Genomic DNA, 24,760 nt, shown 5'->3' with positions numbered 1-24,760 from the left:
CCGCCGTCAGGTAGTTCGGGGGGTGCAGTTGTAGCACAATAGAGGCCATGACTGGAGAGATCGACAGCGCGACCGGCACGTCAGCGAGCGTCCCGGACCGAGTGTGGCACTTCCTTCGGGGGCCGCGCTTCATCGATCCGCCGATCCGTCTGCTGGCCCTCATCATGGGTCTGACGATCCTGGTGCCCGGGTCGTTCGAGATCACCGAACCCCGCTACGCAGGCCTGCTCATCCTCGCCTACGGACTCATCGTCTTAGCCGGCTTCCTGCCGCTGAGCATCGTCATCGCGACGACCGGACTGGGCATTGCGTTCTCCATGCTCTACCCGGACCTGGAGAACATGTTCCCCGAGGCGCTCATCCTCGCCACCGCGGTCCTGATCAGCCGCCGCCGCTGGATCGGCTTCGCGCTGGGCACCGTCGGACTGGCCGTCTACCTCGGCGCATCGACCCGACTCGGATCCTATGACGCCGGCTTCGAAGGGTTCACCGACCTCGGCTACGGCTGGCTGACCTACTCGATCCTCGGCCTGTGCGCGTCCTTCGTCGAAGCTCGAATCCGCAGTGAGATCGACCGCCGCGAACGCGCCGCAGTCGACCACCAGAAGTCACTCGATGCCATGCGCGCCCGGTTCACCAGTGACATGCACGACACCATCTCGCATTCGTTGACCACCGAATCCGCGATCATCCGCACCCTCGCCAAGGAAAGCGATCCCGAGACTGCGGCCCGCCTCCTCGCCGAGTTGGCGCTGGTCAACGCCGAGGCCACGAAACGGCTCCGACAGCTGGTGACGAGCCTGAGCAGGTGGGAGGCCGAGGCCTGCACCGGGGACTCCGCCACCTCTCGGGTTCGGTTCCGCGCCGAGGCGGAACAGCTGACGACGGCGATCGAGGACGGGTGTGCGGCCGGTTCCGTTCCGCTGACCACTGAGCTCTCCCGCCTGCCGACCCACGCGACCGGCACCATGTCACACCATTTCCGGGCCGTGATGCTCGAGCTCGCCACGAACGTCATCCGCCACTCCGTTCCGGGCACCCCCGCCACCCTCGCCGTCGAAATGCGAGGTGAGCGCGGTGACCGGGCCGAGCTGCTCTGCCGCAGCACGAACGAATCACCGACCGCCCTGAGCAAAGCGCCGCGGTCGCTGTCCCGCCGGGCCGCGGCCGTGGGCGGCGTCTGCCGGGTGGACGAGGATGAACGGAGGAGAACCGTCGTCGAGGTGGCCCTGCCGATCCGTTTCATCACCCCTTCAGCGCAGGCTTCCTCCAAATCGGATACCGCGCGGTCTTCCTCGGACGCGGACATGATCGACGTCGTCGATGATGACTTCGACACCAGCGCTGTGTCGTCAAGTGCAGAGAATCCTGGTGCCACCTCGGCTGAGGCACCGGGCGCCGATCACAGTGCCGATTCGGCCTCAGGCGCAGGCAGGGTGGGTGCGTTGGAGGCGACCAGTGCCGAGGCTCCCGATCGACTCACGGGCACGGACACCGCTGGATCGGGCACCTCGGGCGAGGCGACCTACCGCCTCAGCAACGGCAGCCACAGCAACGGCAGCGGCAGCCGCAGCAATGCCAGCCGTACGAAGGGCGGCCGGGACAAGGTCGACGCCTGATGGCGTCGCACTCCCACGCGGCCCCGCACACCACCTCGGCCACTTACGCGACCTCGGAGGCGGCCCCTCACCTGAGACCGGAGACGACCATGCCGCAGGCCGACCACGACATGACCCCTTACTCCGCCGCACGCACCTCCGTGCTCGTCGTCGATGACGATTCGTGGACGACGCGAGCCGTGGCCCAGACGCTCGATGATGCCGGTTCCTTCCGTGTCCTCGACCCCGTCCACTCCGGCGAAGAGGCCATCGCCGCTTTCGATGCCGAACGTCCCGACCTCGTCCTCATGGACGTCAACATGCCGCCGGGAATGAGCGGCGTCGATGCGACGGCGGCGATCATGGACCTCGACCCCGAAGCCCGCGTCGTGCTCCTGACGACCGTATCGCCTGGTCCGGGAATCGCCCGCGGGCTCGAAGCCGGTGCACTCGCCGTGATCAACAAGACGGCCGGGGAGAGGGAACTCGTCTCGATCGTGCGGGCCGCCTCGGCGGGGGAGAGCCCCGAACTGCTCAGAGGGTTGGCCGAGGACATCGTCATCAGCGGAGATCCCCTGCCCGACGCCCCCGACGCGGCACCGCAGCTGACCGCCCGCGAGCTGGAGCTGCTCACCCTGCTCTGCCAGGGCCACAGCTACGAGGAGATCGCCGCTGACCGATCGGTGGCCATGTCAACCATGAAGTCGCACGCCCGCAACCTGCGCCTCAAACTGGGGGCGCGCAATCTCGCCCAGCTCGTCGTCCGAGCCCTCCAGTTCAAATTCTTCTCCCCGGAATGATCTGCCCCCGCCGAGGCGGACGGCTGATTCGACTCAACCCCACCCCGCCGAGGCGGCCGACCCGTCCGGTTCATCCCACCCGACCGAGGCGACCGGTTCCGCTGACGCAGATCCTCCCGACCACGGTCGGTCGTTGACTACAGTGGGAGCATGACCGACACTGCGAGTCCGCGACTGTCCCGCCTGATCCGGGACACGGAGGGGTTCCTCCTGCCGCTGACGGAGGTGGCCGATGACGTCGCGGTCGCGCGAGTCGAATTCGGCTTCGACCTGCCAGCCGCTTCCACAGAGCCGTCGGCCCCAGCGCTCACTGCTCCACGTGCGGCTCCGCTTACCGCTACACGCACGGTTTCGACCGCCGAGGCGACTGACCACGGCTCCTTGAACGCCACAGTCGTCCTCGTCACCGAACCTGTGCGCAGCCCTGCCGGGCTCGATTCCGTGCTGACCGACTATGTGGGAGCCGCCGCCCTCGTCGTCCCGCCCGGAACGCACAGCCACCTCGGTGACGGGGCCGACCTGCGGGGGAGTGCGGGCCGGGCTCCGGTCCTTCTCGAACGATCGCCGCATGTGACGTGGTCGGAGATCCTCGTCCAGCTGCGACAGCTCATCGAAGGGGCGACGAGCGCCCTGGCCTGGCCTGATGTCGACGACCTCAGCGCCCTGGCCGCCGTCATCGCCGAAACCACTGGCGCGTCGATCACGATCGAGGACCCAGCCTCCCGAGTGCTCGCGCATGCGAACCTCGGCGACGAGCTCGATGAGATCCGACGCGAGACGATCCTGTCCGGGGCCATTCCCGACTGGCGGATCGCCGAACTCGAGGAATCCGGGTTCCTCGACACGATCCGCCGTTCCACCGATGTCGTCGAACGTCCCGCCGAAGGCACATCACCGGCTCGATCGGTCATCGCCCTGCGCAGCGAGGGCGAACTCATCGGGACGATCTGGGCGGCCTACCCGGCCGAGGTCGACCCCGAACCGCTGCGCGAGGTGCTGTGCGACGCCGCCCGCGCGGCCCTGCCAGTGATGCTTCGGACCCTGCGCCGGTCACCGTTCGAGAAGCGCATCCGCCGGGAGGCTCTCGGCGGGATCCTCGCCGGCTCGGCCGATCTCGGGCCGTCGGCGACCCTGCTGTCGCTGCCGTTCTCGGGCAGCTTCTGCGTCCTTGCCTTCACCGAGGTGGCCCCCGACCGAGAGCCCGTCCTGCGGTTCCATCTGCGGGCCGCCTTCGCCGATGCCGTGCTCGCGCACGTGAGCTCCACCGGTGCCGCACACGCCGGACATGGTTCTGTCCCTGTCGGTCCGGCATATAACGGTCCGGCAGATGTCAGCATGAATCGATCCGGAACCGGGGAGCGGGTCCACCTCGCGGCATTGGTGCAGATGAGCGAGCCGATGAACGCCGATCAAGTGCGCGATCACGTCATCGCCGCTCTGCGCAGGTCCCTGCCGAAATCGGAGACCCTGTGCTTCGGGGTCGGCACCCCGGTCGACCGCCTCGATGCCGTGCACCGGTCGTGGGCCGAAGCCGCATATATCGTCGACGCCGTGCAGACCGTCACCGAGGCGGGTCCTGGCGCGGACGACGATGATGATGTGGACCCGACCCCACAGAAGAACTCGGGCACACGTGCGAGCCCGAGTGCTCACGGCCGAATCGTCGGGGCGACCATCCGCGACGTGGCAGCGAGGGTGGTCGGTCTGCAGGTCGCCGATACGCTGCTGGCCGCAGATGAGCGTGTGATCGGCGGAGGGCCCGGACCTGCCGACGGGCGAGCACCCACCGGCCAGCGCACTCCGTCGGGCGCCGGAGTGCTCGGTCCGGCACAGGCACTGGCCGCTCACGACTCTCAGCACAACGGCAGCCTGCTCGAGACTCTGCGCGTCTACTTCGCCACGGTCGGCAACTCGGCCGAGGCCTCCCGCCGACTTCATGTGCACACGAATTCGCTGCGACATCGCCTCGGCCGGATCGAGGAGATCACCGGTCTCTCAACGGCGGAACCGGCCGAGCGGCTCTGGCTCGAACTCTCCGTGCTCGCTCACGACCGGTCGTGAGAAACCTACAATCAGCTTCTGCGAAGATTGGCGAATTATCGTGTGTTCTTCGAGGTCAGCCGTCCTAAAGTGACAACAGATCTCGAACGAAGGACGTTATGCCCAGTCATCACCATGCGATTCCGAACCGTCGCGCCCGAGCAATCCGAACGATCGCAGAGAACAGTGTGTCGCCTCACCGCTCAGCCGATCCGGCACACTCGGCACACGCCTCCGCGCCGTCGGATTCGGCTCCTGCACAGTCGGATTCGGCGCCGGCACACGCCTCCGCGCAGTCGGACTCCGTTCCCGCGCTGACCGATGAGGCGGCCGTGATCGGACTCATGGACCTCGATTGGGTCGACACCGCTTTCGACCGGCTGACCTCGGCATTCGCATCGAACCGCGAGGTGCTCCATGCAGTGGCGTGCAAGGCGGTGCCGCTGCCGTCGCTGCTGCGCCGATTCGCCGAGGCGGGAGCGGGCTGCGAGGTCGCCAGCCCCGGCGAACTCGAACTCGCACTCTCGGCCGGGTTCGCCGCCGACCGCATCGTCTTCGACTCCCCGGCCAAGACCTGGGCCGAACTGTGGCGGGCCGTCGACCTCGGCGTCTCGATCAATGTCGACAACTTCGACGAACTCTCCCGCCTCGACACGATCCTGGCGGATCGGAACAGCACGGCCGCCTCGGCGAAGATCGGAATCCGCATCAATCCGCAGTCGGGCACGGGCGCGATCGGCGCCTTGAGCACCGCCACCGAAACCTCGAAATTCGGTATCGGCCTCGCCGACCCGGGCGCCCGCGAGGCCCTCATCGAGGCCTACCTCGCTCGCCCCTGGCTGAGTCAGATCCACGTCCACTCCGGTTCGCAGGGCATCAGCCTCGACAAGGCCGCCGTCGGAATCCGCGCCGCCGTCGACCTCGCCGAGGAGATCAACTCCCGTGCCTCGACCAGGCGGATCACGCGCATCGACATCGGCGGGGGACTGTCGGTGAACTTCGACGGCGAGGACATCACCCCGACCTTCGCCGACTACCGCTCGGTGCTCGAAGGGGAGGTGGCGGGCCTGTTCGAATTCGACATCGTCACCGAATTCGGCCGCGCCCTCCTCGCCAAGGCCGGCACCATCCTCACCCGCGTCGAATACGCGAAGACCACCGGCGGGCGCCGCATCGTGATGACCCAGGCTGGTGTCCAGGTCGCCACCCGCACCTCCTATGCCCCGAACGACTGGCCCCTGCGGATCCTGCCGTTCACCTCGGACGGGAACCCCAAGACCGCCGAGGAGGCCGACACCGAGATCGTCCCGACCGACGTCGCCGGACCCGCCTGCTTCTCCGGCGACCTCCTGGCCCGGGATCGGATGCTGCCGCGTCTCGACGCAGGTGACCTCGTCGCCGTACCCGAGACCGGTGCCTACTACTTCTCGAATCCGTTCTCCTACAACCTGCTCCCGCGGGTGCCGATCTTCGGCTACCGCACCGCTACTGACGGCGGCATCGAGTTCAGCCTCATCCGCCGCGGGCAGGCGGTCGCTGAAATCCTCGCCGAGGCGGGCGAGACCGAACTGCGCCCGCTGAGCCCGGCGAACCGCGGGCTGAGCCCTGAGGGCCACGCGCTGAGTCCGCACGATCGCGAAACCGCTGCCGAACCCCTTGCCCACGGCAGCTGATTTCTAGCCGCCTGTGGCATCTGCACAGTGACCGGCAGGCATATTTGTGTGTTGTTGTGCCGTTTTCACGTCACTTCGAACGTAGAGTGATGGAGAACACATCTGCTCTGACCCGGGAGAACACCCAGATTCACCCGGGCCGGGAGGACAAGTGAATCACCGCACGAGAAGAAAGACGAAGATGCTCACCTCACACTCACTGCGCAGAGGCTGGCAACGGTGCCTGGCCGGAGTCGCAGCACTCGCCCTTGCCGGATCGATGGCCGTCTCCCCGGCGCAGGCTGCCACCTCGGAGGCTCCGGCGTCGGAGAACGTGCTGCGGATCGCCACCGACGGTTTCATCGACTCCTTCAACCCGTTCACGTCCTTCTACCTCGTGCCGACGAACACCTTCCGGTACATGTACGAGAACCTGGTGGCCAACGACGCCAAGGACGGTTCGATCACCGAGGGGCTCGCCACCGAATGGAACACGGACTCCGAGGGCAAGGTCTGGACCTACACGATCCGTCCGGACATGAAATGGTCCGACGGTGAACCGCTGACCTCGAAAGACGTCGCCTGGACCTACAACCAGATGATGGAGAAGGAAGAGATGGCGGTGGCCAACGGCAGCCTCGTCGAGAACTTCGACAAAGTCGAGGCCCCCGACGACGGCACCGTCAAGATCACCCTGAAGAAGCCGCAAGCGAACAACCCCGGCCAAGAGATCCCCGTCGTGCCCGAGCACGTCTGGTCGAAGATCGACAAGCCCGGCGAATTCAAGAACGATGAGAAGTCCGTCGGCTCGGGACCCTTCCAGCTCGAGAGCTACGAGGCGAACAAGTCGATCACGCTCAAAGCGAACCCGAACTTCTGGCGCGGCAAGCCGAAGCTCGACGAGATCCAGTACCGCTACTACACGAACTCCGATGCGCAGGTACAGGCGATCCGCTCCGGCGAAGTCGACTTCATCACCGGGCTCAGCCCCGACCAGTTCACGGCGCTGGAGAACGCGCACAACGTCGAACTCAACGACGGCAACGGCCGCCGGTTCAACGGAATCTCCATCAACCCGGGCGTCGCCGACGCCAAGGGCAAGGAGTTCGGCACCGGCCACGAGGCGCTGGGGGACAAGAAGGTCCGCCAGGCAATCCGCGCCGGCATCGACACCGAGACCCTGCGCAAACAGGTCATGCAGGACTATGCGCAGCCGGCCACGAGCTTCATTCCTGCCGTCTACCCGGACTGGGCACTCAAGTCCGACAGCTCCGTCATCAGCGGATTCGACGTGGCCGAGGCGAAGAAGCTCCTCGACGACGCCGGCTGGAAGGAAGGATCCGGCGGCATCCGCGAGAAGGACGGTGAGAAGCTGCAGCTGCGCTTCCTCACCGACGCCGACGCGCCGATCGAGCAGAGCACCGCGAAGTTCATCAAACCGTGGATGAAGGACATCGGCATCGACCTGAAGAACGAGTCCTCTGACGTCGACACGGTGTCCGAACGCACCACCAAGGGCGACTACGATATGTACTTCTCCGGCTGGTCGATCAATCCCGATCCCGACTACCAGCTGAGCATCAACACCTGCGGTCAGCGCCCCGACGCCGACGGCAACGGCGGCACCAGCCAGGACGGCTGGTGCAACAAGGAATTCGACAAGCTCTATCAGGCTCAGCACGTCGAGCTCGACCAGGCCAAGCGTCAGGACCTCGTGCAGAAGGCCCAGGCCATCCACTACGAGGAAGCCCCCTCGGTGACGCTGTGGTACCCGAACCAGCTCGAGGCCTACCGCTCCGACCGGTTCGACAACTTCACCAAACAGCCCAGCGACGGCGGTGCTATCGCCAACCAGGTCGGCTACTGGGGATATTCCTCGGTCGAACCCGTCAGCGAAGAGGAAGCCACCGGAGGCGGAATGGGCGCCGGCGGCTGGATCGGCATCGCGGCAGCGGTCATCGTCGTCCTCGGCGGAGGCGGCTGGCTGCTCAGCCGTCGCAAGAATTCCGACGACCGCGAATAGTCCCCACACCCACTGTCCGGGTGCCGCACCATCCGCACCACCTGCGGCACCCGGGCCCACGGTCCCGTCCCCACCACTTGCGGCACCCGGACTCACGGGCCAGTCCGCACCACTTGCGGCACCCGGGCCCACGGTCCCGTCCCCACCACCTGGAGCACCACAGTGAGCACACCCACCCACGATCCCCATTCCGGGGATCGCCCTGACCGAGGAACGGGCACGGCGAACCCGGGCACCGACCCCACGAACCCCAGTCCCGCCTCGGCGAAGGAATCCGCGAACCCCGCCGACGCGGACCCCGCCAACGCGAACCCTGCCGACGCGAATTTCGCCAAGCCGGCGAACCCCGCCATCGTCGATATGGACGAACCACCGGCCGGCGGATCGTTCACCCGCTACTTCCTGCGCAAGCTCGGCGGGGCCGCGACCTCGATGGTCCTCGTCATCGTGCTCGGCTTCTTCGCGTTCCGGATGCTGCCCGGCGATCCCGTGCTCAAGATCGCGAAGGAACGACCGATGTCCCCGGCGCAGATCGCCGAACTGCGCAGCCAGTACGGACTCGACAAACCCGTCATCGTCCAGTTCTGGGACTACCTCGTCGGCATCGTCACCGGCGACCTCGGCGAGTCCTACGTATACCGGAAATCGGTGTCCGCGCTCATCGGCGAATACCTCGGCCCGACCCTGCTGCTCACCGCCACCGCGGCCGTCATCGCCATCGTCCTGGGCCTGTGGCTCGGACAGCTCTCAGCCTGGCGCCGCAACACCCTGTTCGACAAGCTCGCGTCCTCGACCTCGCTGATCTTCTGGTCCGTGCCGACGTTCTGGCTCGGCCTCATCCTGCTCATGATCTTCGGCGGCACCCTCCAATGGCTGCCCACCGGCGGCATGATCACCCCCGGCCTCGACCCGTGGTCACCGGCCGGAATCATCGACGTCATCAAACACCTCATCCTCCCCGTCATCTCGCTCGTCGCCGTCGTCTACGCGCAGTTCCTCATGATCATGCGCGCCTCCCTGCTCGAGGAGATGAACGAGGACTACCTCACGACCGCCCGCGCGAAAGGCCTCACCGAGGATGAGGTCCGCCGCCGTCACGCCGTGCCCAATGCGCTGCTGCCGACCGTCACCGTCGTCTTCCTCCACATCGGCGGGCTCATCGCCGGCGCCGTCACCGTCGAAGCCGTGTTCTCGTGGCCGGGGCTGGGCAAACTCACCTTCGAGGCCATTCGCGGCCCCGACCTGCCGCTGCTGCAGGGCACCTTCGTCGTGTTCTCCGCGATCATCATCGTGATGAACCTCGCCGCCGACATCGTCTACCGATTCCTCGATCCCCGCGTCAGGAGGGCCTGATGAGCGCGAACACCCCTGCCGAGGCGGCCCCCGGCCCCTCATCGAACGAACCGAACCCGCGTGGTTCGGAGACACGGGGATCCACCCCTGCCGTCGACGGCGCGAAGCTCGTGCGCGAACGCCGCCTGAACAACGCGAAGAAGAACTGGGCGCTCTTCCGCTCCGACGTCCCGGCGCTCATCGGCGCCGTCGTGCTCCTGTTCTTCATCGTCATCGCGATCGCCGCCCCGCTCATCGCCCCGGCCTCGATGCTCGATGTCACGAAGCAGCTCGACGTGCCGCGCTATGCCCCGCCGAGCCTTGACCACCCCCTGGGCACCGATGACCTGGGACGGGAGCTGTGGGTGCGCATCCTCTGGGGAGCGCGCGTGTCGATCCTCGTCGGCGTCGCAGCGACCGTCATGTCGATGATCATCGGCACCATCATGGGCCTGGCCGCCGGTCACTTCACGGGGCTGTTCGGCGGCATCATCATGCGCATCGTCGACTTCTTCATCGTCCTGCCGTCCCTGCTTCTCGCGATCGTGCTGTCCTCCGTTCTCGAACGCGGTGTCTTCACGATCGTCGTCGCCATCGGACTGACCTCATGGGCGTCGACCGCACGGATCGTGCGGTCGCAGACGTTGAGCGTCGAATCCCGGCTCTACATCGAAAGGGCGCGCATCCTCGGTGCCGGGCATTCCCATATCCTGTTCCGTCATCTGCTGCCGGCGGTGATGCCACTCGTGCTCGCGAACACGACGCTGACCGTCGGTGGGGCGATCATCGCCGAATCGACGCTGTCGTTCCTCGGCCTCGGGGACACGTCGAAGGAATCGTGGGGCACGATCCTGAAGAACTCGATGGACGTGTCCGCGGCGACCTCCGGCTACTGGTGGTACGTGCTCACCCCGGGTGTGGCGATCCTGCTCGTCGTGCTCGCGTTCACGATGGTCGGGCGCGCATTCGAGGCCATCATCAACCCTGCCCTGAGGAGCCGCTGATGACCGATCTTCATTTCGAGAACGTTTCGATCACCTACCGCTCCTCATCCGACCGCGGCGATGTCGTCGCCGTGAAAGACGTCAGTCTCGACCTGCCCGCCGGTGCCACTCTAGGCATCGCGGGGGAGTCGGGGTCGGGGAAGTCGACCCTGATCATGTCGGCTCTGCGCCTGCTGCCGAAGTCGGCTCGCCTCGAGGGGCGGGTCCTCCTCGGCGGGCAGGACATTCGGGAGCTGAGTTTCGGCCAGATCCGCGCTGTCAGGTGGGCTCAGGCCTCGATCGTCTTCCAGGGCGCTCTGCACTCTCTCAATCCCGTCCGCGAGGTGGGAAGCCAGATCATCGAAGCCCTCGAACATCACTCGAAGGGCACGTGGACGACCCCGCAGAAGCGCCGGGACCGGATGTTCGAACTCCTCGCCGAGGTCAACCTCGAGGCATCGAAGTCGAGCGCGTATCCGCACGAGCTCTCCGGCGGGCAGAAACAGCGCATCATGATCGCCATGGCGCTCGCCTGCGAACCCGATATCATCATCGCCGACGAGCCGACGACTGCTCTCGACGTCATCGTGCAGAAGCAGATCCTGTCCGGTCTGGCTCGTCTCGTCGCCGAGCGCGGAATCTCCCTGCTGATGATCAGCCACGACCTCGCCGTGCTCTCCGCCGTGTGCGCGAATCTCGCGATCATGCGCCACGGCCGCCTCGTCGAATACGGTCCCAGCGACGAAGTGTGCCTGTCTCCGCAGGAGGATTACACGAAGCAGCTCGCCGGTGCCTTTCCGCAGATCGGGGACCCCGAATCCCGGCTGAACCCCCGGACACTCAAGCCCGCCGAGGTGATCCGTGCCGAACCGTTCACCATGACGGATGAGGTGGTGCTCGAGGCGAAGAACCTCAGTGTCGCCTTCGACACCCGCCGGGGTCGTGAACGTGCGGTGCGCGGTGTGGATCTGCAGCTGCGGAAGGCGGAGATCCTTGCCGTCGTCGGCCAGTCCGGTTCGGGAAAGACGACTCTGGCGCGGTCACTGCTCGGTCTGCAGGAGGTGGAAGCGGGTTCCCAGCTGTCGTTCGGGGGCAAGGCTCTGCCGAAGAAGGCGAAGGAGCTGCGAGCATTCCGGCGGAAGGTGCAGATGGTTCTGCAGGATCCGGCCGGATCGCTCAATCCCAAACGCAGCGTGTACGAAGCCGTGGTCGAAGGTCTGAAGGTGCAGGGAATCAAGGACCGCGAGCACGAGAGGGTCATCGGCGCGCTCGAAGCCGCCGAACTCACCCCGGCCGAGGACTATCTGGAAGCGATTCCGCAGGAACTCTCCGGCGGACAGCGGCAACGCGTCGTCATCGCCGGCGCACTGGCGCTCGACCCGCAGGTGCTCATCGCCGACGAGCCGGTGGCGTCGCTGGATGCCTCGGTGCGCGGGGAGATCCTGTCGCTGTTCCTCGCGCTGAAGAAGAACCTCGGAATGAGTGCGCTCATCATCACCCACGACCTCGGCCTGGCCTGGAACATCGCGGATACGGTGGCCGTGATGAAGAGAGGCGAGATCGTCGAATACGGTGAGGTCGACAGGGTGCTGTCCGATCCGCAGCACGAGTACACGCAGGAGCTGCTCGCCGCGGTTCCCCGACTGGGAAGTCAGAGTCTGGTGAGGAATGAGTAAATCGAGCCCGTACCTCGAAACGGCACCCTTGGCCGCCGGCGACACAGTTCGGCTGATCGCGCCGTCGGGACCCACCGACGAGGAATCGCTGCAACGAGCCATCGCTCAGCTCGAATCCTGGGGGCTGCGCGTTGTGCCCGGTGAGCACATCCGCGCCCGCCATCCGCGGGTGAAGTACCTCGCCGGCACGGACGCCGAGCGCCGGGCCGACCTCGTCGACGCCTGGTGCGATCCGGACACGGATGCGGTCATCGCGCTGCGCGGCGGGTTCGGAGCCATGCGCCTGCTCGACGGCATCGACTTCGACCTCGTGCGCCGGCACATGCTGCGCCGCGACGGCCGTCCCAAGCTGCTCACCGGCTCCTCGGACATCACCGCATTCCACCAGGCCTGGGACCATCACCTCGGGGTGGCCACCCTGTTCTGCCCGATGGTCGGCAACGACCCGTTCAAGAATTCGACGGTCGTCCCCGACGAGGTGGCCTCGTGGCTGGTTCATCCCTGGGGCGGCCGCGAGCTCGGCTTCCCCGCAGAAGACGCGGCCCGCCCGCTCAGCCGGGCACAGACGTTGGTTCCGGGGTCGGCGAAGGGCCGCCTCGGCGGGGGAAATCTCAGTCTCATCGCCGCTGGGATGGGCAGTCCCGAGCTCAGCGACGTGCGGGAACGACGCGACCGTCGGGGTCCGAGCATCCTCATGCTCGAAGACGTCGACGAAGAGCTGTACCGGCTCGACAATCTCATGGTGCAGCTGGTCCGCGGCGGGTGGTTCACCTCGGCGGATGCGGTGGTGCTCGGCTCGTGGGAGGACTGCGCGCCCGTCCACGAGGTGGAGGCGCTGATGATCGACTACCTCGGCGGTCTGGGAATACCGATCGTGTCGGAGATGGGCTTCGGCCACGATCCCGATGCGCCGAGTGCCCCACTCGGCGTCGACGTCACGCTCGAGGCGGAGCCCGGGGAGCGGCCGCGGCTGTGGGTGGATCGCGCGGCTGGGCAGGCATGAACGAAACCAGACGGATAGGAGCATGATGATGAGCGATTTGAAATTCGATGGACTGCCCGGAGTGCGCTTCAGCGCTCTGGCCTTCGACGTCGACAGCGGGGAACGGGTGTTCGCCCACAATGAGAACGACGAACTCGACACGGCCAGCATGGGCAAGGTCTTCCTGCTCCACACTGCCTTGCAGATGTTCAAGGACGGCACGCTTGACCTGGAGGAACGCCTGCATCGGCGGCCTTCGGAGAGGGTTGACGAGTCGGGGATCTGGTACCTCATGGAGCAGGACGACCTGAGCATCTTCGACGTCGCTCTGCTCATCGGCGCGTTCAGCGACAACTTCGCCACGAACGTGCTCATCCGCAGGGTCGGGCTGGAGAATGTTGGGAATCAGGTGGAGAAGCTCGGGTACCGGAACTCGGGTCTGCACGACTTTCTGCGTTGGCCGCGTCCGGCCAAGGCACCGCGGACCCTGTCGACGGGCACGGCCGCGGAGCTCAGTGATTTCATGGCAAGGCACGCCAAAGACGAGTTCTGGGACGAGTCGACGAACGAGGTCTTCCGGCGCTGGTTGGGAGCCGGCGCGGACACCTCGATGGTCGCCTCGGCGTTCGATCTGGACCCGCTCGCCCACTACAACTACCAGCGGGACGTGTGGGTGTGGAACAAGACCGGCACGAACGGGACGATCCGGGCCGATGCCGGGATCGTGATGACGCCTACGCGTCGCGTCGCCTATGCGGTGTTCGCGAACTGGGAGCCGGGCACCGACCGCGTCGTCGACGTCATGCCGGTGATGCGCGAAGCCGGCGACGCGATCCACCGGTTCCTCTGAATGTCGTTCGATTCGCAAGCACCCTCGGCGTGGAGAGCCGTGGGGTAGTCTGGTGGGCGATGTCCGATACGATCTACCTCACAGGCGAAGCGAAGGCTCCGTCGAACAACCCGATCACCAACCAGTTCGGTCTGTTCTACGTGGCGTTCGAGATCCAGCCGGACACCCACCGAATCCTCGATGTGGACTGCACGGCGACGTTGGCTCTGACCCGGAACTTCATTCGGAGCCTGTTCGTCGATGCCGACATCACGGACCCCGGTCGACTGATAGAGCGCATCCAGCGCCGCTACCACGGATCCTCGCAGAAGGCGCTGATCACAGCAGTGAACAACGCCGCGAAGAAGTACCGCGAGGTTGCCGCTTAGGCAGCACGTTCGACCACCCCGATTGCCCGGGCCCTCACCGGACCGGATCCGATCGACAACTGCACATTGCTCCACCCCGGAGGCATGCCCCGGACCGGGATGGACGTTTTCAATGAGGAAGTGTCGTTAGTGATCACGGACGGTTTTCTATTCATCAGCCTGCTTCTGGCTATCTCCGCAGGGCTCGTCGTCGCGGACCGGAGCGGGCGCTTCAAGCTCTTCAAATATGTGCCCGGCTTCGTCATCCTCTATATCGTGGCGGCGCTGCTCAACACCTTCGGCGTCTTCGACCACGACGGCGGAGACATCACCGCGGTCGGTGACACCCTGCGCGAGGTGATGCTGCCCGCGATGATCCTGCTCATGCTGTTCAAGTGCGATATCCGGCAGATCATCAAGCTCGGGCCCAAGCTGCTGCTCACCTTCGCGGTGACCGCGGCGAGCATCATCGCAGGCTTCATCATCAGCTTCCTCATCCTGCACTCCAGCCTCGACCCCGAGGCGTGGAAGGCCTTCGGCGCTCTCAACGCCTCCTGGACGGGTGGTTCGGCGAACATGGTCGCGGTGCAGGAGGTCCTCCAGGCGCCCGAGAACGTGTTCGGCTACGTCCTCATCGTCGACACGGTGCTCTACTCCTTCTGGCTGCTGCTCGTCTTCTCCTCCGTCACGGTCTCCGACAAGTTCGACAAGTGGACGAAGGCCGATATGTCGAAGCTCGACTTCACCGACAGAGTCGCCGCCGAGGAGGAGAAGCCGATGACGCTGTCGTCGATCTTCGGACTCATCGGATTCGCGCTTCTGGCCTCGGCCCTGGCGATCCGCCTCGGCGAACTGCTGCCCGAGGTCGGAGCGGTCATCGACGGCACCGCGTGGACGATCCTCATCGTCAGCGTCCTCGGCCTGGCCATCGGATCGACTCGGTTCGGCAGGACCGCCGGATCCAATGAGCTCGCGACGATCCTGCTCTACCTCATCATCGGCATCATCGCCTCCGGTTCGGACTTCACCTCCCTGGCCGAAGCGCCGCTCTACCTGGTGGCGGGCATCATCGTCCTCCTCGTCCACATCGCCATCATGCTCATCTACGCCAAGCTCACCCGCACCGAGCTCTTCAGCATCGCCGTGGCCAGCACCGCGAACATCGGCGGAATCGCCTCGGCGCCGGTCGTCGCGGGAGCCTTCAACCGGCAGCTCGTCCCCGTCGGTGTGCTGTTCGCGCTGATGGGCACGTTCCTCGGCACGTTCCTCGGCCTGTGGTCGGCCCAGATCCTGTCCGGGCTGGCATGATGAACGAACCGACCCCAGCTCGCCGAGGCGGCCGACCTCCCCATCGTGGGCGTGCCGCTCCATGCACGCACCGTGTATGCCCTGCCCGGTCCGACCGTCTTGACGGCCCTGGCAGTTCGCATGTGCCCGCCCCGGCAGCTCGCATCCGCCCGCCCCGGCGGCCTGCATCCGTCCACCCCTGCACCGAACCAATCCGCCCGACCGGAAGGACCCGACCATGACCGCCCCCAACACCAAATCGACAGCAGCCACAGCATCCGCACCCGCGGTCTACGTCTTCGACGGGCACAACGACCTCGCCTGGTATCTGCGCGAGGAACGCGACTACAGCGTGGAGGGGCTCAACGATCCGGCCGTGTCGCCGTTCACCACAATGGATCAGCTGGCGGCCGGCCATGTGGCCGCGCAGTACTGGTCCGTCTACGTCCATTCCTCGATCACCGGCGCAGACGCGATCAAGGCCACCTGGGAGCAGATCGACGCGGTCCAGCGCGTCGTCACCGCCTACCCCGAACGCCTCGCCTTCGCCCGCACCGCCGCCGATGTCCGTGCCGCCCGCACCGCCGGCAAGGTCGCCTCCCTCATGGGAGTCGAGGGCGGTCAGCAGATCGACGAGTCCCTGGCCGTGCTGCGGTCCTTCGCCCGCGCCGGGGCCCGCTATATGACTCTCACCTGGTCGACGACCCATTCCTGGGCAGACTCGGCCACCGACGAACCGGTCCACGGAGGCCTGAGCGACTTCGGCCGTGAGATCGTGGCGGAGATGAACCGGATCGGCATGATCCTCGACCTCTCCCACGTCGCGCCCACCGTCATGCACCAGTCGCTGGACCAGAGCACCCTGCCGGTCCTCTTCACCCACTCCTGCGCGTACGGTCTCAACCCGCACCCACGCAACATCCCGGACGACGTCTTGGACCGCGTGCCCGACAACGGGGGAGTGGCGATGATGACGTTCGTGCCCTCATTCGTCTCGAACGCCCGCCGCGAATGGGTCGACGCCGGAGAACAGGGAACCGCCCCCGAGGTGACCGTGGGCCAAGTCGCCGACCATTGCGATTACGTCCGCGAGCGGATCGGCATCGACCACATCGGACTGGGCGGCGACATCTGCGGAGTCGATGAGCTGCCGTCCGGACTCGGTGATGCCGGCCAGTATCCGAACCTGTTCGCCGAGCTCGCCTCGCGGGGATGGTCGCAGACCGACCTGCGCAAGATCGGCTTCGACAATGCGATGCGCGTCCTCGACGCACACGAGGATGCGTACACGGCGTTCCTCGGCTCGGCGGTCGACGCACCGTCCGCGGCCAATGGCACGGCCGCCTCGACGGGGGCGGAATCATGACTCGGCTGCTCGTCATCGTCAATGACATCGAATCCCAGCCGGGGCTGCTGACACGGTGGATGATCAGCGAGAACGTCGAATTCGATCTGCGGATCGGCGGGGTTTCACCCCTGCCGGTGCCCTCGGAACTCGATGCCTATGACGGGCTCATCATGCTCGGCGGCGGCTACATGCCCGACGAGACGGATCGTGCCCCGTGGTTGGCCGATGAGGCCGAACTCGTCCGCCGTGCCCTGGCCACGGATCTGCCGCAGTTCGGGATCTGCCTCGGCGGGCAGCTCATCGCCCACGTCATCGGGGGCGATGTGCGGGCTCGGACCGGAGCGCCGGAGAAGGGATACACGAGGATCGACACCACCGCCGAGGCGGCCGCGGACCCGGTGTTCTCAGCGATCCGACCGCGGACGTCGTTCGTCGAAAGCCACGTCGACCGCATCGTCGCCCTCCCGGAGGATGCGACGCTGCTGGCCACGAGCGAGGCCTGTGAATTCCAGGCGTTCCGAGTCGGCCGGGCATGGGGGACGCAGTTCCATCCGGAGTCGACGCGGGCGAACATCGAGCGCTGGGATGCGGAGAAACTGCAGACTTTGGGGTTCGATAAAGATACCCTGTTGGAAGAAGCGATGGAGCTTGGGCCGGAGGGCGAACGTGATTCGAAGGCCTTGTTCTCGGCGTTTCTCACAGTGGTTCGGAACTGAAGCTTGTGTGTCAGGCTCGTGGCTGAGGCATACTGGGCGAGGCTCTGACCACAGTCAGGGTTGCCAGGTATGCGGCACAGCCGCCGCAGTGGACACGGAGGAATCGTGAGCGACAAAGAACCCACGACGACAATCGACCCCGGTGACGGACACCAGCCCGAGACCCTCAAGCGGGTCATGGGGCCGAAGCTGCTGCTTCTGTTCATCGTCGGTGACATCCTCGGAACCGGCGTCTATGCTCTGACGGGCAAGGTGGCCGGGCAGGTCGGCGGCGCCGGTTGGGCACCGGTGATCCTCGCCTTCCTCATCGCGCTGATCACCGCCTTCTCCTATATGGAACTCGTGACGAAGTATCCGCAGGCCGCGGGTGCAGCGCTCTATACGCACAAGGCGTTCGGAATCCACTTCGTGACGTTCCTCGTCGCCTTCGCTGTCCTCAGCTCCGGAATCACCTCGGCATCGACGGCGTCGAATGTCTTCGCGGCGAACCTCGTGGCCGGCTTCGGTTGGGACGTCTCCGGCACAGGGGTGATGTGGATTGCGCTGGCGTTCCTCACCCTCATCGCGCTCATCAACCTCCGCGGAGTCGGCGAGAGCGTATGGTTCAACGTCGTCCTCACCCTCATCGAGCTGAGCGGTCTGCTGTTGGTCATCGTCGTCGGCTTCTTCGCACTCGGTTCGGGTGACGCCGACTTCTCACGCGTGATGATCTTCGAGACCGAGGGCGACAAGAGCGTCTTCCTCGCGGTCACCGGTGCCACTGCGCTCGCTTTCTTCTCCATGGTCGGTTTCGAGGATTCGGTCAACATGGTCGAGGAGACGAAGGATCCGCGGATCTTCCCGAAGATCATGCTCTCTGGTCTGACGATCACCGGCATCATCTACGTCCTCGTCTCGCTGGTCACCGTCGCAGCAGTGCCCATCGGCGTGCTCACCGAGAGCGAGACGCCGCTGCTCGAGGTCGTCCGCGAGGGTGCTCCGGGCCTGCCGATCGATACGATCTTCCCATTCATGACGATGTTCGCCGTTGCGAACTCGGCCCTGATCAACATGCTCATGGCCAGCCGTCTGCTCTACGGTATGGCCAAGCAGAACGTGCTTCCGCCCGTGTTCGCGAAGGTCTTGGCCGGCCGCCGCTCGCCGTGGGTGTCGATCATCTTCACGACGCTGATCGCCTTCGCGCTCATCTTCTTCGTGACCACGATCCTGCCCGAGACGGTGACCGCATCCCTGGGCGGCACCACCTCGCTGCTGCTGTTGGCAGTGTTCGCCGTCGTCAACGTCGCCGTGCTCATCCTGCGCAAGGACAAGTCCGGCAATGCCGAACACTTCAAGGCACCGACGATTCTGCCGTGGATCGGCGTCATCACCTGCGTGTTCCTCGTCGGTCCGTGGGCTCGCCTCGATGAGCTCATCCAGTATCAGATCGCAGCGGCGCTCGTCGGCATCGGCGTCGTTCTGTGGGCCGTGACCTGGTTCTGGAACCGTTCGACGAAGGGCACGAGCACCCGATTCCGCAATCCCGAAGAGCTGTCGTGAGCTCATCCCCTCGCCGAGGCGGCGCCGTCCTTTCCCGGCACGGAACCGTCCCTCGTCGAGGCGGTGCCCGCCCCCGCGGGGACGGTGCGATCTCTCGCCGAGGCGGTGCGGCCGGGGCCGCTCGCCGACCGATGTCTGCATCTCTCGATATGCTGGGACGGTGGGTTCCCGACCTGCGCGCTCGGATCTGTACAGCTCAATCCAACGAAGGTGAAAAATGACAGTACTCGTCGGTTACGTCAACAATCCCGCCGGACACGCTGCTCTCGATGCCGGCATCGCGCAGGCGAAGAAGGACGGTAAGGAGCTCGTCGTCGTCAATGCGTCACGGTCGGCGCAGCGCAGCGACTCCTACCGCCTCGGCGAAGGGGAGCTCAAATCGGTCAACAACTACCTGACCAGGGCGGACGTCGAATTCCGCGTGCTGACCTTGGGCAGCGAGTACGACCCGGCCGAACAGATCCTCGACACCGCCAACGAGGTGGGAGCCGAACTGATCGTGCTCGGAACCCGGAAGCGCACCCCGGTCGGAAAATTCCTGCTCGGGTCGACGATTCAGAAGGTCATCCTCGACGCCGAAGCCCCGGTGCTGTGCGTCAAAGCCGCGCACTGAGGGCTTGACCGCGGCGACGTGACCCGCGGCGACGGGGCAAGTTGTGCATGCGTGATGTCTGCGTGGCCGGCGGAGGCAGGCCGCGCCGCAACAGCGCGACAACTGCGGCGGTGGCCCGCGAAAAGGGCCGCCCCGCAAATTCGTGACGCCTGCGCTTCCCTGGTCGCGGGTACGAGAGGACGCACCCGCGCCCCCGGCTCACTTCGCCGCGGGGCGTCCGCGCTTGCATTGCTGCGGGCGCGTCCGCAGCGCGCACGCAACGAGGCTTGCTGGGCTGTCATGCACCCGCCTCACGCACGTCTCAGCCGAGCCGCTCCATGATGAGATCGGCGTTGACATGAGCGCCGGCCATCACCCCGCTGGCTGTGCTGACCACGACCATCGCTGAGACGTCTGCGCTGTTGCCGACCGCCCAGACGCCGGGCACATCGGTCTGTCCGGCCATCTGCGTCGGAATATAGGTGCCCATCCCGCTCGGGTGAGCGACGACCTCGCCTCCGAGCTGGGCGAACAGGTCGGCATTCGCTCGACCATATGCACCGACGGTGAGCGCATCGAAGGTAGGAGATTCCGCTCCGTCCGCGGATTCGGCGGCCGCCAGTGAAACGACGGTGTCGGACTCGGTGCGGGCCACCTCGGTGACGGTGGAATCGATGAACCCGATGCCGAGCGTATCGAGCATTGCCGTCTGTTCGGGATCAGGGGCGGGAGCGTTGTGCCGGATGAAGCTGACGCGGTCGCTGAGCTGGGAGAACAGCATCGCCTGGTGGTATGACATGGCCGTTGTGCCGACGACTCCGATGCGCTGTCCGCGCACCTCGAAGCCGTGGCAGTAGGGGCAGTGCAGGACGGTGTCGCCCCAGCCTTCCGCGAGACCCGGGATGTCCGGAAGTTCGCCGCTCAAACCGGTGGCGATGATGATGCGTCGGACCCTGACAATGACCCCCGCCGAGGTGGTCAGTTCGAACCGATGGCGCGGAGCCTCCTCAGCTGGGTGGGGTTCCGAATCGATCGTGCGTGCTTGCTGCACAGTCGCATCGATGAAGGCAACGCCGTATTCCTCGGCCTCGGCGCGGCCTTTCGCCACGAGATCCTGAGGCCTGATGCCTTCGTGGCCGAGGACGTTGTGCGCGTGCGCGCTAGAGGAATTGCGCAGCTGACCTGCGTCGATGACGACGACGGATCGCAGCGAGCGGGCCAAGGCGATCGATGCGGCGAGGCCGCCTGCCCCACCGCCGATGACGGCGACATCGAAGGAGTCCTGCGTGGATTCGGCCGACGAATCGGGCGCAGTTGGCTGGGAGTTTGCGGGTGCAGTTTGGGTGGTCATGATTCTCCTGTGTGCTGATGGGTGGTCGGCGTCTATTCGAGCGTGTTCCTGGCCCGTGTAAAAGTGCAAACGCGTTTGCGAAATAGCAAACTCTGTCATGCTGAGGGCATGGAAGAGCCAGGAGAGTCAGGGAAGCGTGCCGCTCATGCGGCGGGTCGGATGTCGGAGATCCTCTCCGATGGGTCCGCCCCGGTCGAGGCGCAGGAGGCCATCAGACAGTCGTTGGCCGGTGTCGGCGCTCGCCTGCGAGGGCTTCGGCAGGAGCAGGGGCGCACACTCGACGAGGTGGCTGAGCTTGCCGGCATGTCGACGAGCACACTGTCGCGCTTGGAATCCGGGAAGCGCAAGCCGAGTTTGGAGCTGCTGTTGCCGCTGGCTGGGGTCTATGGGCTCCCGCTCGATGAGCTTGTGGGGACTCCGCCGATCGGGGATCCGCGCATTCATATCTCACCGCGGAAGTTCCATGATCAGACGATCCTGCCGCTCAGCCGCGGAGCGATCGGAGTGCAGGCCTTCAAGCACATCGTCGACGGTCGGCAGACACCGAAGCTCGGTGCGCTGAAGACTCACCCAGGATTCGAATGGGTGTATGTGATCCGCGGTCGCCTGACCCTCATACTCGGCGACCGGACGATGGTCCTCAGCGCTGGAGAGGCGGCGGAGTTTGATACGCGCACTCCGCACTGGTTCGGGGGAGCCGATGATGCCGGGGTCGAGTATCTCAGCCTGTTCGGACCCGAAGGACAGCGCGTTCATATGAAGAGCTGAGTGGAGCTGTGGGGCGGCGCAGGCGCTCGTGGATGCGACGGGGCGTCGGTTGTGCGCGCTTGATTGTGGCGGGATGTGAGTTCCGCCTGGGTGGCTGCGGCTGGGTGTGAGTTCTGCCTGGGTGGCTGCGGCGGGGTGTTGCCTGGGTGGCTGCGGCGGGGTGCTGCCTGCGTGGCTGTTGCGGGGTGCTGGCCCCGCGTGCTCGCGTCAGTGGCGAGAAGTAGTCTTGGTCCACTTCGTCGACACCGTCGGTGAGAGACCCCTCTTCTGGCCGTCGCCGGCGATCATTGTCAAACACCGCACTCGGAGTGAAATATCCATTGACCAGCACAAATAGTAGAAAATCGTATTGAGGGGAAAAATATCAAATAAATAGCACAGAACTATCGACTCTGTTCTATTTATGGATTAGAATAGAGCCAAGCCGAAGACATCAACGATGATGAACGGATAAAGCGAAGATGGCCCTCATCCCCGACCGAAGGTACGACGAGCACGATGATCGCGAAGCAGGAAAGGCTTCGCAGGCACCACCCCCTCAGGGTTCACCGCCCAGTGACCTCTCTCCAACTGCAGCCGGCTCTTCTGCCCGGTCTGCCGACGGTGGCTCCTCCAGGTCGACGTATCGGGAGTTGCTCGCTGAGGCCGGATTCGATCTGACCGGTCATCCTCTCGCCGACAGATTCGACGGGATCGCCGACAACCTGGCCGACGGCGAGGCGGTCGCCGACCAAGCTGGTGACGGACAGGATGACGCCGTCGAAGACGGCAGCCCTGCAGTCGTCGACGGCGTCGTAACCGCGGGAGACGGCAGTCAAGCAACCGCTATCGAGGCTGACGCAGCGGTGCCTGCTCTTCCGAACGGCGATATCCTCGCCGGGCAGGGGCCCTGGTCGAGCAGGACGACGATGCCGGAGACCGAGGCAGAGGTCCAGGCATGCATCAAAGAGATCGAAGCACGCCAAAGCGCGTGGATGAAGGCAAAGCGCGAAGAACGTGAGGCACAGAGAGCTGCGGAGCGTGAGGAGTTCCTGAAGAAGAACCCGCCGGCTCGCGCAGAGGACGAAGAACTCGCGCGTGAAAGAGCGGAGTGGAACGCCCACGTTCAGCGGTACGAGGCGAAGAAGCGGGCGCAGGAAGAAGCTGAACGTATCGCTGAGGCAGAACGCGCGGAGCGACACAAGGCACTTGCCGAACGCCATGACTCAGAAGCTGACGCGCATCCTCTGCTCGACGAGTTTCGCTGGTCAGACTTGAAGCACGCTGCCCCGGAAGTCACAGAAAGCATCTGCGCTCTGCAGGGCCTGCTCGACGGGCTCCACGACTTCACCCGGCCCATGGGGCCCGATGATGCGGTGACTCTTCTCGACGGTCTTGAGACCTTGAACCGTCTGACAGAGTCCCTATCGGTCGTGACGCTCTCCGTGTTCGAACGTGTCGGCACGCCCCGCGATTACGGGGCGAAGACGACGAAGGCGCTGGTCCAACATCGCCTCAATCTTTCCGCACAAGAGGCCTACCGCCGCACTCAGCTCGCTGAGTGCCTGGGAAAGCGGACCAGCATCAGCGGGGAATCGATCGAGGCGCAGTTTCCGATTCTCGCAGCGGCCCTTCGTGAAGGAGTACTCTCGGCAAACCAGGCGTCGACGATCTCCAAATGCTTGAAGAACCTGCCTGTGATCGTGTCGGAGGACGATAAGATCAAGGCTGAAAGTCTGCTCGTCGAAAAGGCTCAGGCGGTTCGCGTCTGCGATATCCATGCACTCTTCGAAGAGATCCTGGGCTGGATCGATCCCGACGGCCAGGAACCGAAAGAAGCGGCAGACCGGGACAGCTTCGCTGTCAACCTGCGCCAGGCGAAGGACGGAACGTGGACCCTCAAAGGTCACCTCGACGAGGAGACCGGTGGGATTCTCAATGGCTTGCTGACTTCGCGCATCAAAACCGATTCTCAGTCTGACGAGGACAGGTGCGCGAATGCGGCGGGCATCGATGCCGCTCCCGCGGATGGCGAACGCCCAATCGACGGAGCGAGCGCCACCGATGATACCCGTTCTGCCGACGACGCCCGCTCCGCAGTCGAAAGCGGCAGTGCCAGTGTGAGCGACCTCGACCAGGAAGTAATCGACGCCTATGCGGAGGTTCTGCGCGGCGACCGCTCGGACTGTCTCGACCCCTCGCTCGACTTCACCCCGCCACAGGTCGGCGCGAATGGTGAGATCCCGCAGGGAGCCGGGGTGAGGCAGGACGGCTCACTGGTGACGATGGCCGCTGAGCAGCCGAGTGTCCGGCGTCGCATCTACGAACGTTTCTCCAGCGTCATCGGCAGCATCGAAATGAACCGCATCAAGGCCGGAGCGGCCTACGCACTGGTCGTCACAGCCAAGGCAGAAGATCTGGCGAACCAGACCGGCAAGGGTGTCACGGGGGCCGAAGCGCCGTTTCCGATCAATTCCGCTGCACTGGAAGGACTGAACGGATCGGTCTTCTTCCACCTGATGGGCGAGAAAGCGAAATCGTTGGCACTGGCGACAGAACGAAGGTTGGCCACAGAGAAACAGCTGGCAATTCTCGCGAGCCGTGACCAGGGATGCACGTTCCCCGGATGCGACACTCCTCCCGGCTGGTGCGAAGCGCACCATATCGTCCCATGGGCGCAGAACGGCAAGACCGACGTCAACAATCTCACTTTGGCCTGTTCAGCGCATCACCACCTGCTTGATTACACCGATTGGGACTGCAGGATGCTCATCGGCGGTCGGCCCGCGTGGGTGCCAGCGGCGACCATCGACCCAGCACAGGAACCGGTGCTCCACGCTCGGTTCATTGCGCGGGAAATCGGAGAGACTCTCTTCGGCTGACAAGCACCTAAGTTC

The 24,760-nt window shown here is 65.4% G+C and carries 19 protein-coding genes; 18 read left to right on the top strand and 1 reads right to left on the bottom strand.

The window, feature by feature from the left end:
• Window positions 1–47: 47 nt before the first annotated feature.
• From BI49514_RS01975 to BI49514_RS01900, 16 genes are all read left to right on the top strand, one after another.
• On the top strand, window positions 48–1,619 hold the full coding sequence (locus BI49514_RS01975; protein WP_101543792.1) for a histidine kinase: 1,572 nt from the start codon (window positions 48–50) through the stop codon (window positions 1,617–1,619).
• Window positions 1,619–2,398, top strand: a complete 780-nt coding sequence (locus BI49514_RS01970) for a response regulator transcription factor (RefSeq protein WP_244195220.1) — start codon at window positions 1,619–1,621, stop codon at window positions 2,396–2,398. The genes BI49514_RS01975 and BI49514_RS01970 overlap by 1 nt, the downstream gene beginning before the upstream one ends.
• A gap of 150 nt (window positions 2,399–2,548) precedes the next feature.
• Window positions 2,549–4,459 (top strand): PucR family transcriptional regulator, encoded by a 1,911-nt coding sequence (locus tag BI49514_RS01965; protein WP_101543790.1) that lies wholly within the window; start codon window positions 2,549–2,551, stop codon window positions 4,457–4,459.
• Between the two features lie 167 nt (window positions 4,460–4,626).
• Window positions 4,627–6,111, top strand: coding sequence for a type III PLP-dependent enzyme domain-containing protein (locus BI49514_RS01960; RefSeq protein ID WP_244195219.1), 1,485 nt, complete (start codon window positions 4,627–4,629; stop codon window positions 6,109–6,111).
• Between the two features lie 181 nt (window positions 6,112–6,292).
• Window positions 6,293–8,113 (top strand): ABC transporter substrate-binding protein, encoded by a 1,821-nt coding sequence (locus tag BI49514_RS01955; protein WP_101543787.1) that lies wholly within the window; start codon window positions 6,293–6,295, stop codon window positions 8,111–8,113.
• Between the two features lie 162 nt (window positions 8,114–8,275).
• Window positions 8,276–9,466 (top strand): ABC transporter permease, encoded by a 1,191-nt coding sequence (locus BI49514_RS01950; protein ID WP_244195218.1) that lies wholly within the window; start codon window positions 8,276–8,278, stop codon window positions 9,464–9,466.
• The gene (locus BI49514_RS01945) at window positions 9,466–10,449 is read left to right on the top strand and encodes an ABC transporter permease (RefSeq protein WP_101543785.1); all 984 of its coding nucleotides are present in this window, start codon (window positions 9,466–9,468) and stop codon (window positions 10,447–10,449) included. Before BI49514_RS01950 ends, BI49514_RS01945 begins: the two co-directional genes overlap by 1 nt.
• Window positions 10,449–12,104: an ATP-binding cassette domain-containing protein gene (locus tag BI49514_RS01940; protein WP_101543784.1), complete on the top strand. Its 1,656-nt coding sequence runs from the start codon at window positions 10,449–10,451 to the stop codon at window positions 12,102–12,104. The genes BI49514_RS01945 and BI49514_RS01940 overlap by 1 nt, the downstream gene beginning before the upstream one ends.
• Window positions 12,097–13,107 carry a S66 peptidase family protein gene (locus BI49514_RS01935; protein ID WP_101543783.1) on the top strand — a complete coding sequence of 337 codons (1,011 nt, stop codon included), beginning with the start codon at window positions 12,097–12,099 and terminating at the stop codon, window positions 13,105–13,107. The genes BI49514_RS01940 and BI49514_RS01935 overlap by 8 nt, the downstream gene beginning before the upstream one ends.
• 28 nt (window positions 13,108–13,135) lie before the next feature.
• The gene (locus BI49514_RS01930) at window positions 13,136–13,936 is read left to right on the top strand and encodes a serine hydrolase (RefSeq protein WP_244195217.1); all 801 of its coding nucleotides are present in this window, start codon (window positions 13,136–13,138) and stop codon (window positions 13,934–13,936) included.
• A gap of 59 nt (window positions 13,937–13,995) precedes the next feature.
• Window positions 13,996–14,304: a DUF3870 domain-containing protein gene (locus BI49514_RS01925; protein WP_101543781.1), complete on the top strand. Its 309-nt coding sequence runs from the start codon at window positions 13,996–13,998 to the stop codon at window positions 14,302–14,304.
• Window positions 14,305–14,433: 129 nt separating this feature from the next.
• Window positions 14,434–15,591: a DUF819 family protein gene (locus BI49514_RS01920; protein WP_101543780.1), complete on the top strand. Its 1,158-nt coding sequence runs from the start codon at window positions 14,434–14,436 to the stop codon at window positions 15,589–15,591.
• Window positions 15,592–15,808: 217 nt separating this feature from the next.
• Complete coding sequence (locus tag BI49514_RS01915; RefSeq protein WP_101543778.1) at window positions 15,809–16,936, top strand: dipeptidase; 1,128 nt, start codon at window positions 15,809–15,811, stop codon at window positions 16,934–16,936.
• Window positions 16,933–17,634: a type 1 glutamine amidotransferase gene (locus tag BI49514_RS01910; RefSeq protein WP_101543777.1), complete on the top strand. Its 702-nt coding sequence runs from the start codon at window positions 16,933–16,935 to the stop codon at window positions 17,632–17,634. The genes BI49514_RS01915 and BI49514_RS01910 overlap by 4 nt, the downstream gene beginning before the upstream one ends.
• A gap of 105 nt (window positions 17,635–17,739) precedes the next feature.
• Window positions 17,740–19,173, top strand: a complete 1,434-nt coding sequence (locus BI49514_RS01905; RefSeq protein WP_244195216.1) for an APC family permease — start codon at window positions 17,740–17,742, stop codon at window positions 19,171–19,173.
• A gap of 217 nt (window positions 19,174–19,390) precedes the next feature.
• Window positions 19,391–19,786: a universal stress protein gene (locus tag BI49514_RS01900; protein ID WP_101543775.1), complete on the top strand. Its 396-nt coding sequence runs from the start codon at window positions 19,391–19,393 to the stop codon at window positions 19,784–19,786.
• 301 nt (window positions 19,787–20,087) lie between these two features.
• On the opposite strand, the gene BI49514_RS01895 is transcribed toward BI49514_RS01900, so the two are convergent.
• The gene (locus BI49514_RS01895) at window positions 20,088–21,116 is read right to left on the bottom strand and encodes an NAD(P)/FAD-dependent oxidoreductase (RefSeq protein ID WP_101543774.1); all 1,029 of its coding nucleotides are present in this window, start codon (window positions 21,114–21,116) and stop codon (window positions 20,088–20,090) included.
• A 108-nt stretch (window positions 21,117–21,224) separates the two neighbouring features.
• On the opposite strand from BI49514_RS01895, the gene BI49514_RS01890 reads away from it, so the two are divergent.
• Both BI49514_RS01890 and BI49514_RS01885 read left to right on the top strand, forming a co-directional pair.
• Window positions 21,225–21,884 (top strand): helix-turn-helix domain-containing protein, encoded by a 660-nt coding sequence (locus tag BI49514_RS01890; protein WP_244195215.1) that lies wholly within the window; start codon window positions 21,225–21,227, stop codon window positions 21,882–21,884.
• 632 nt (window positions 21,885–22,516) lie between these two features.
• Window positions 22,517–24,745: an HNH endonuclease signature motif containing protein gene (locus BI49514_RS01885; RefSeq protein ID WP_167443978.1), complete on the top strand. Its 2,229-nt coding sequence runs from the start codon at window positions 22,517–22,519 to the stop codon at window positions 24,743–24,745.
• Window positions 24,746–24,760: the final 15 nt, after the last annotated feature.

Origin of the sequence: Brevibacterium iodinum ATCC 49514, assembly GCF_900169265.1 — a bacterium.
GTDB lineage: Bacteria > Actinomycetota > Actinomycetes > Actinomycetales > Brevibacteriaceae > Brevibacterium > Brevibacterium iodinum.
Note: the sequence above shows the minus strand (reverse complement) of the source record. Positions and strands in the feature narration are given on the sequence as shown.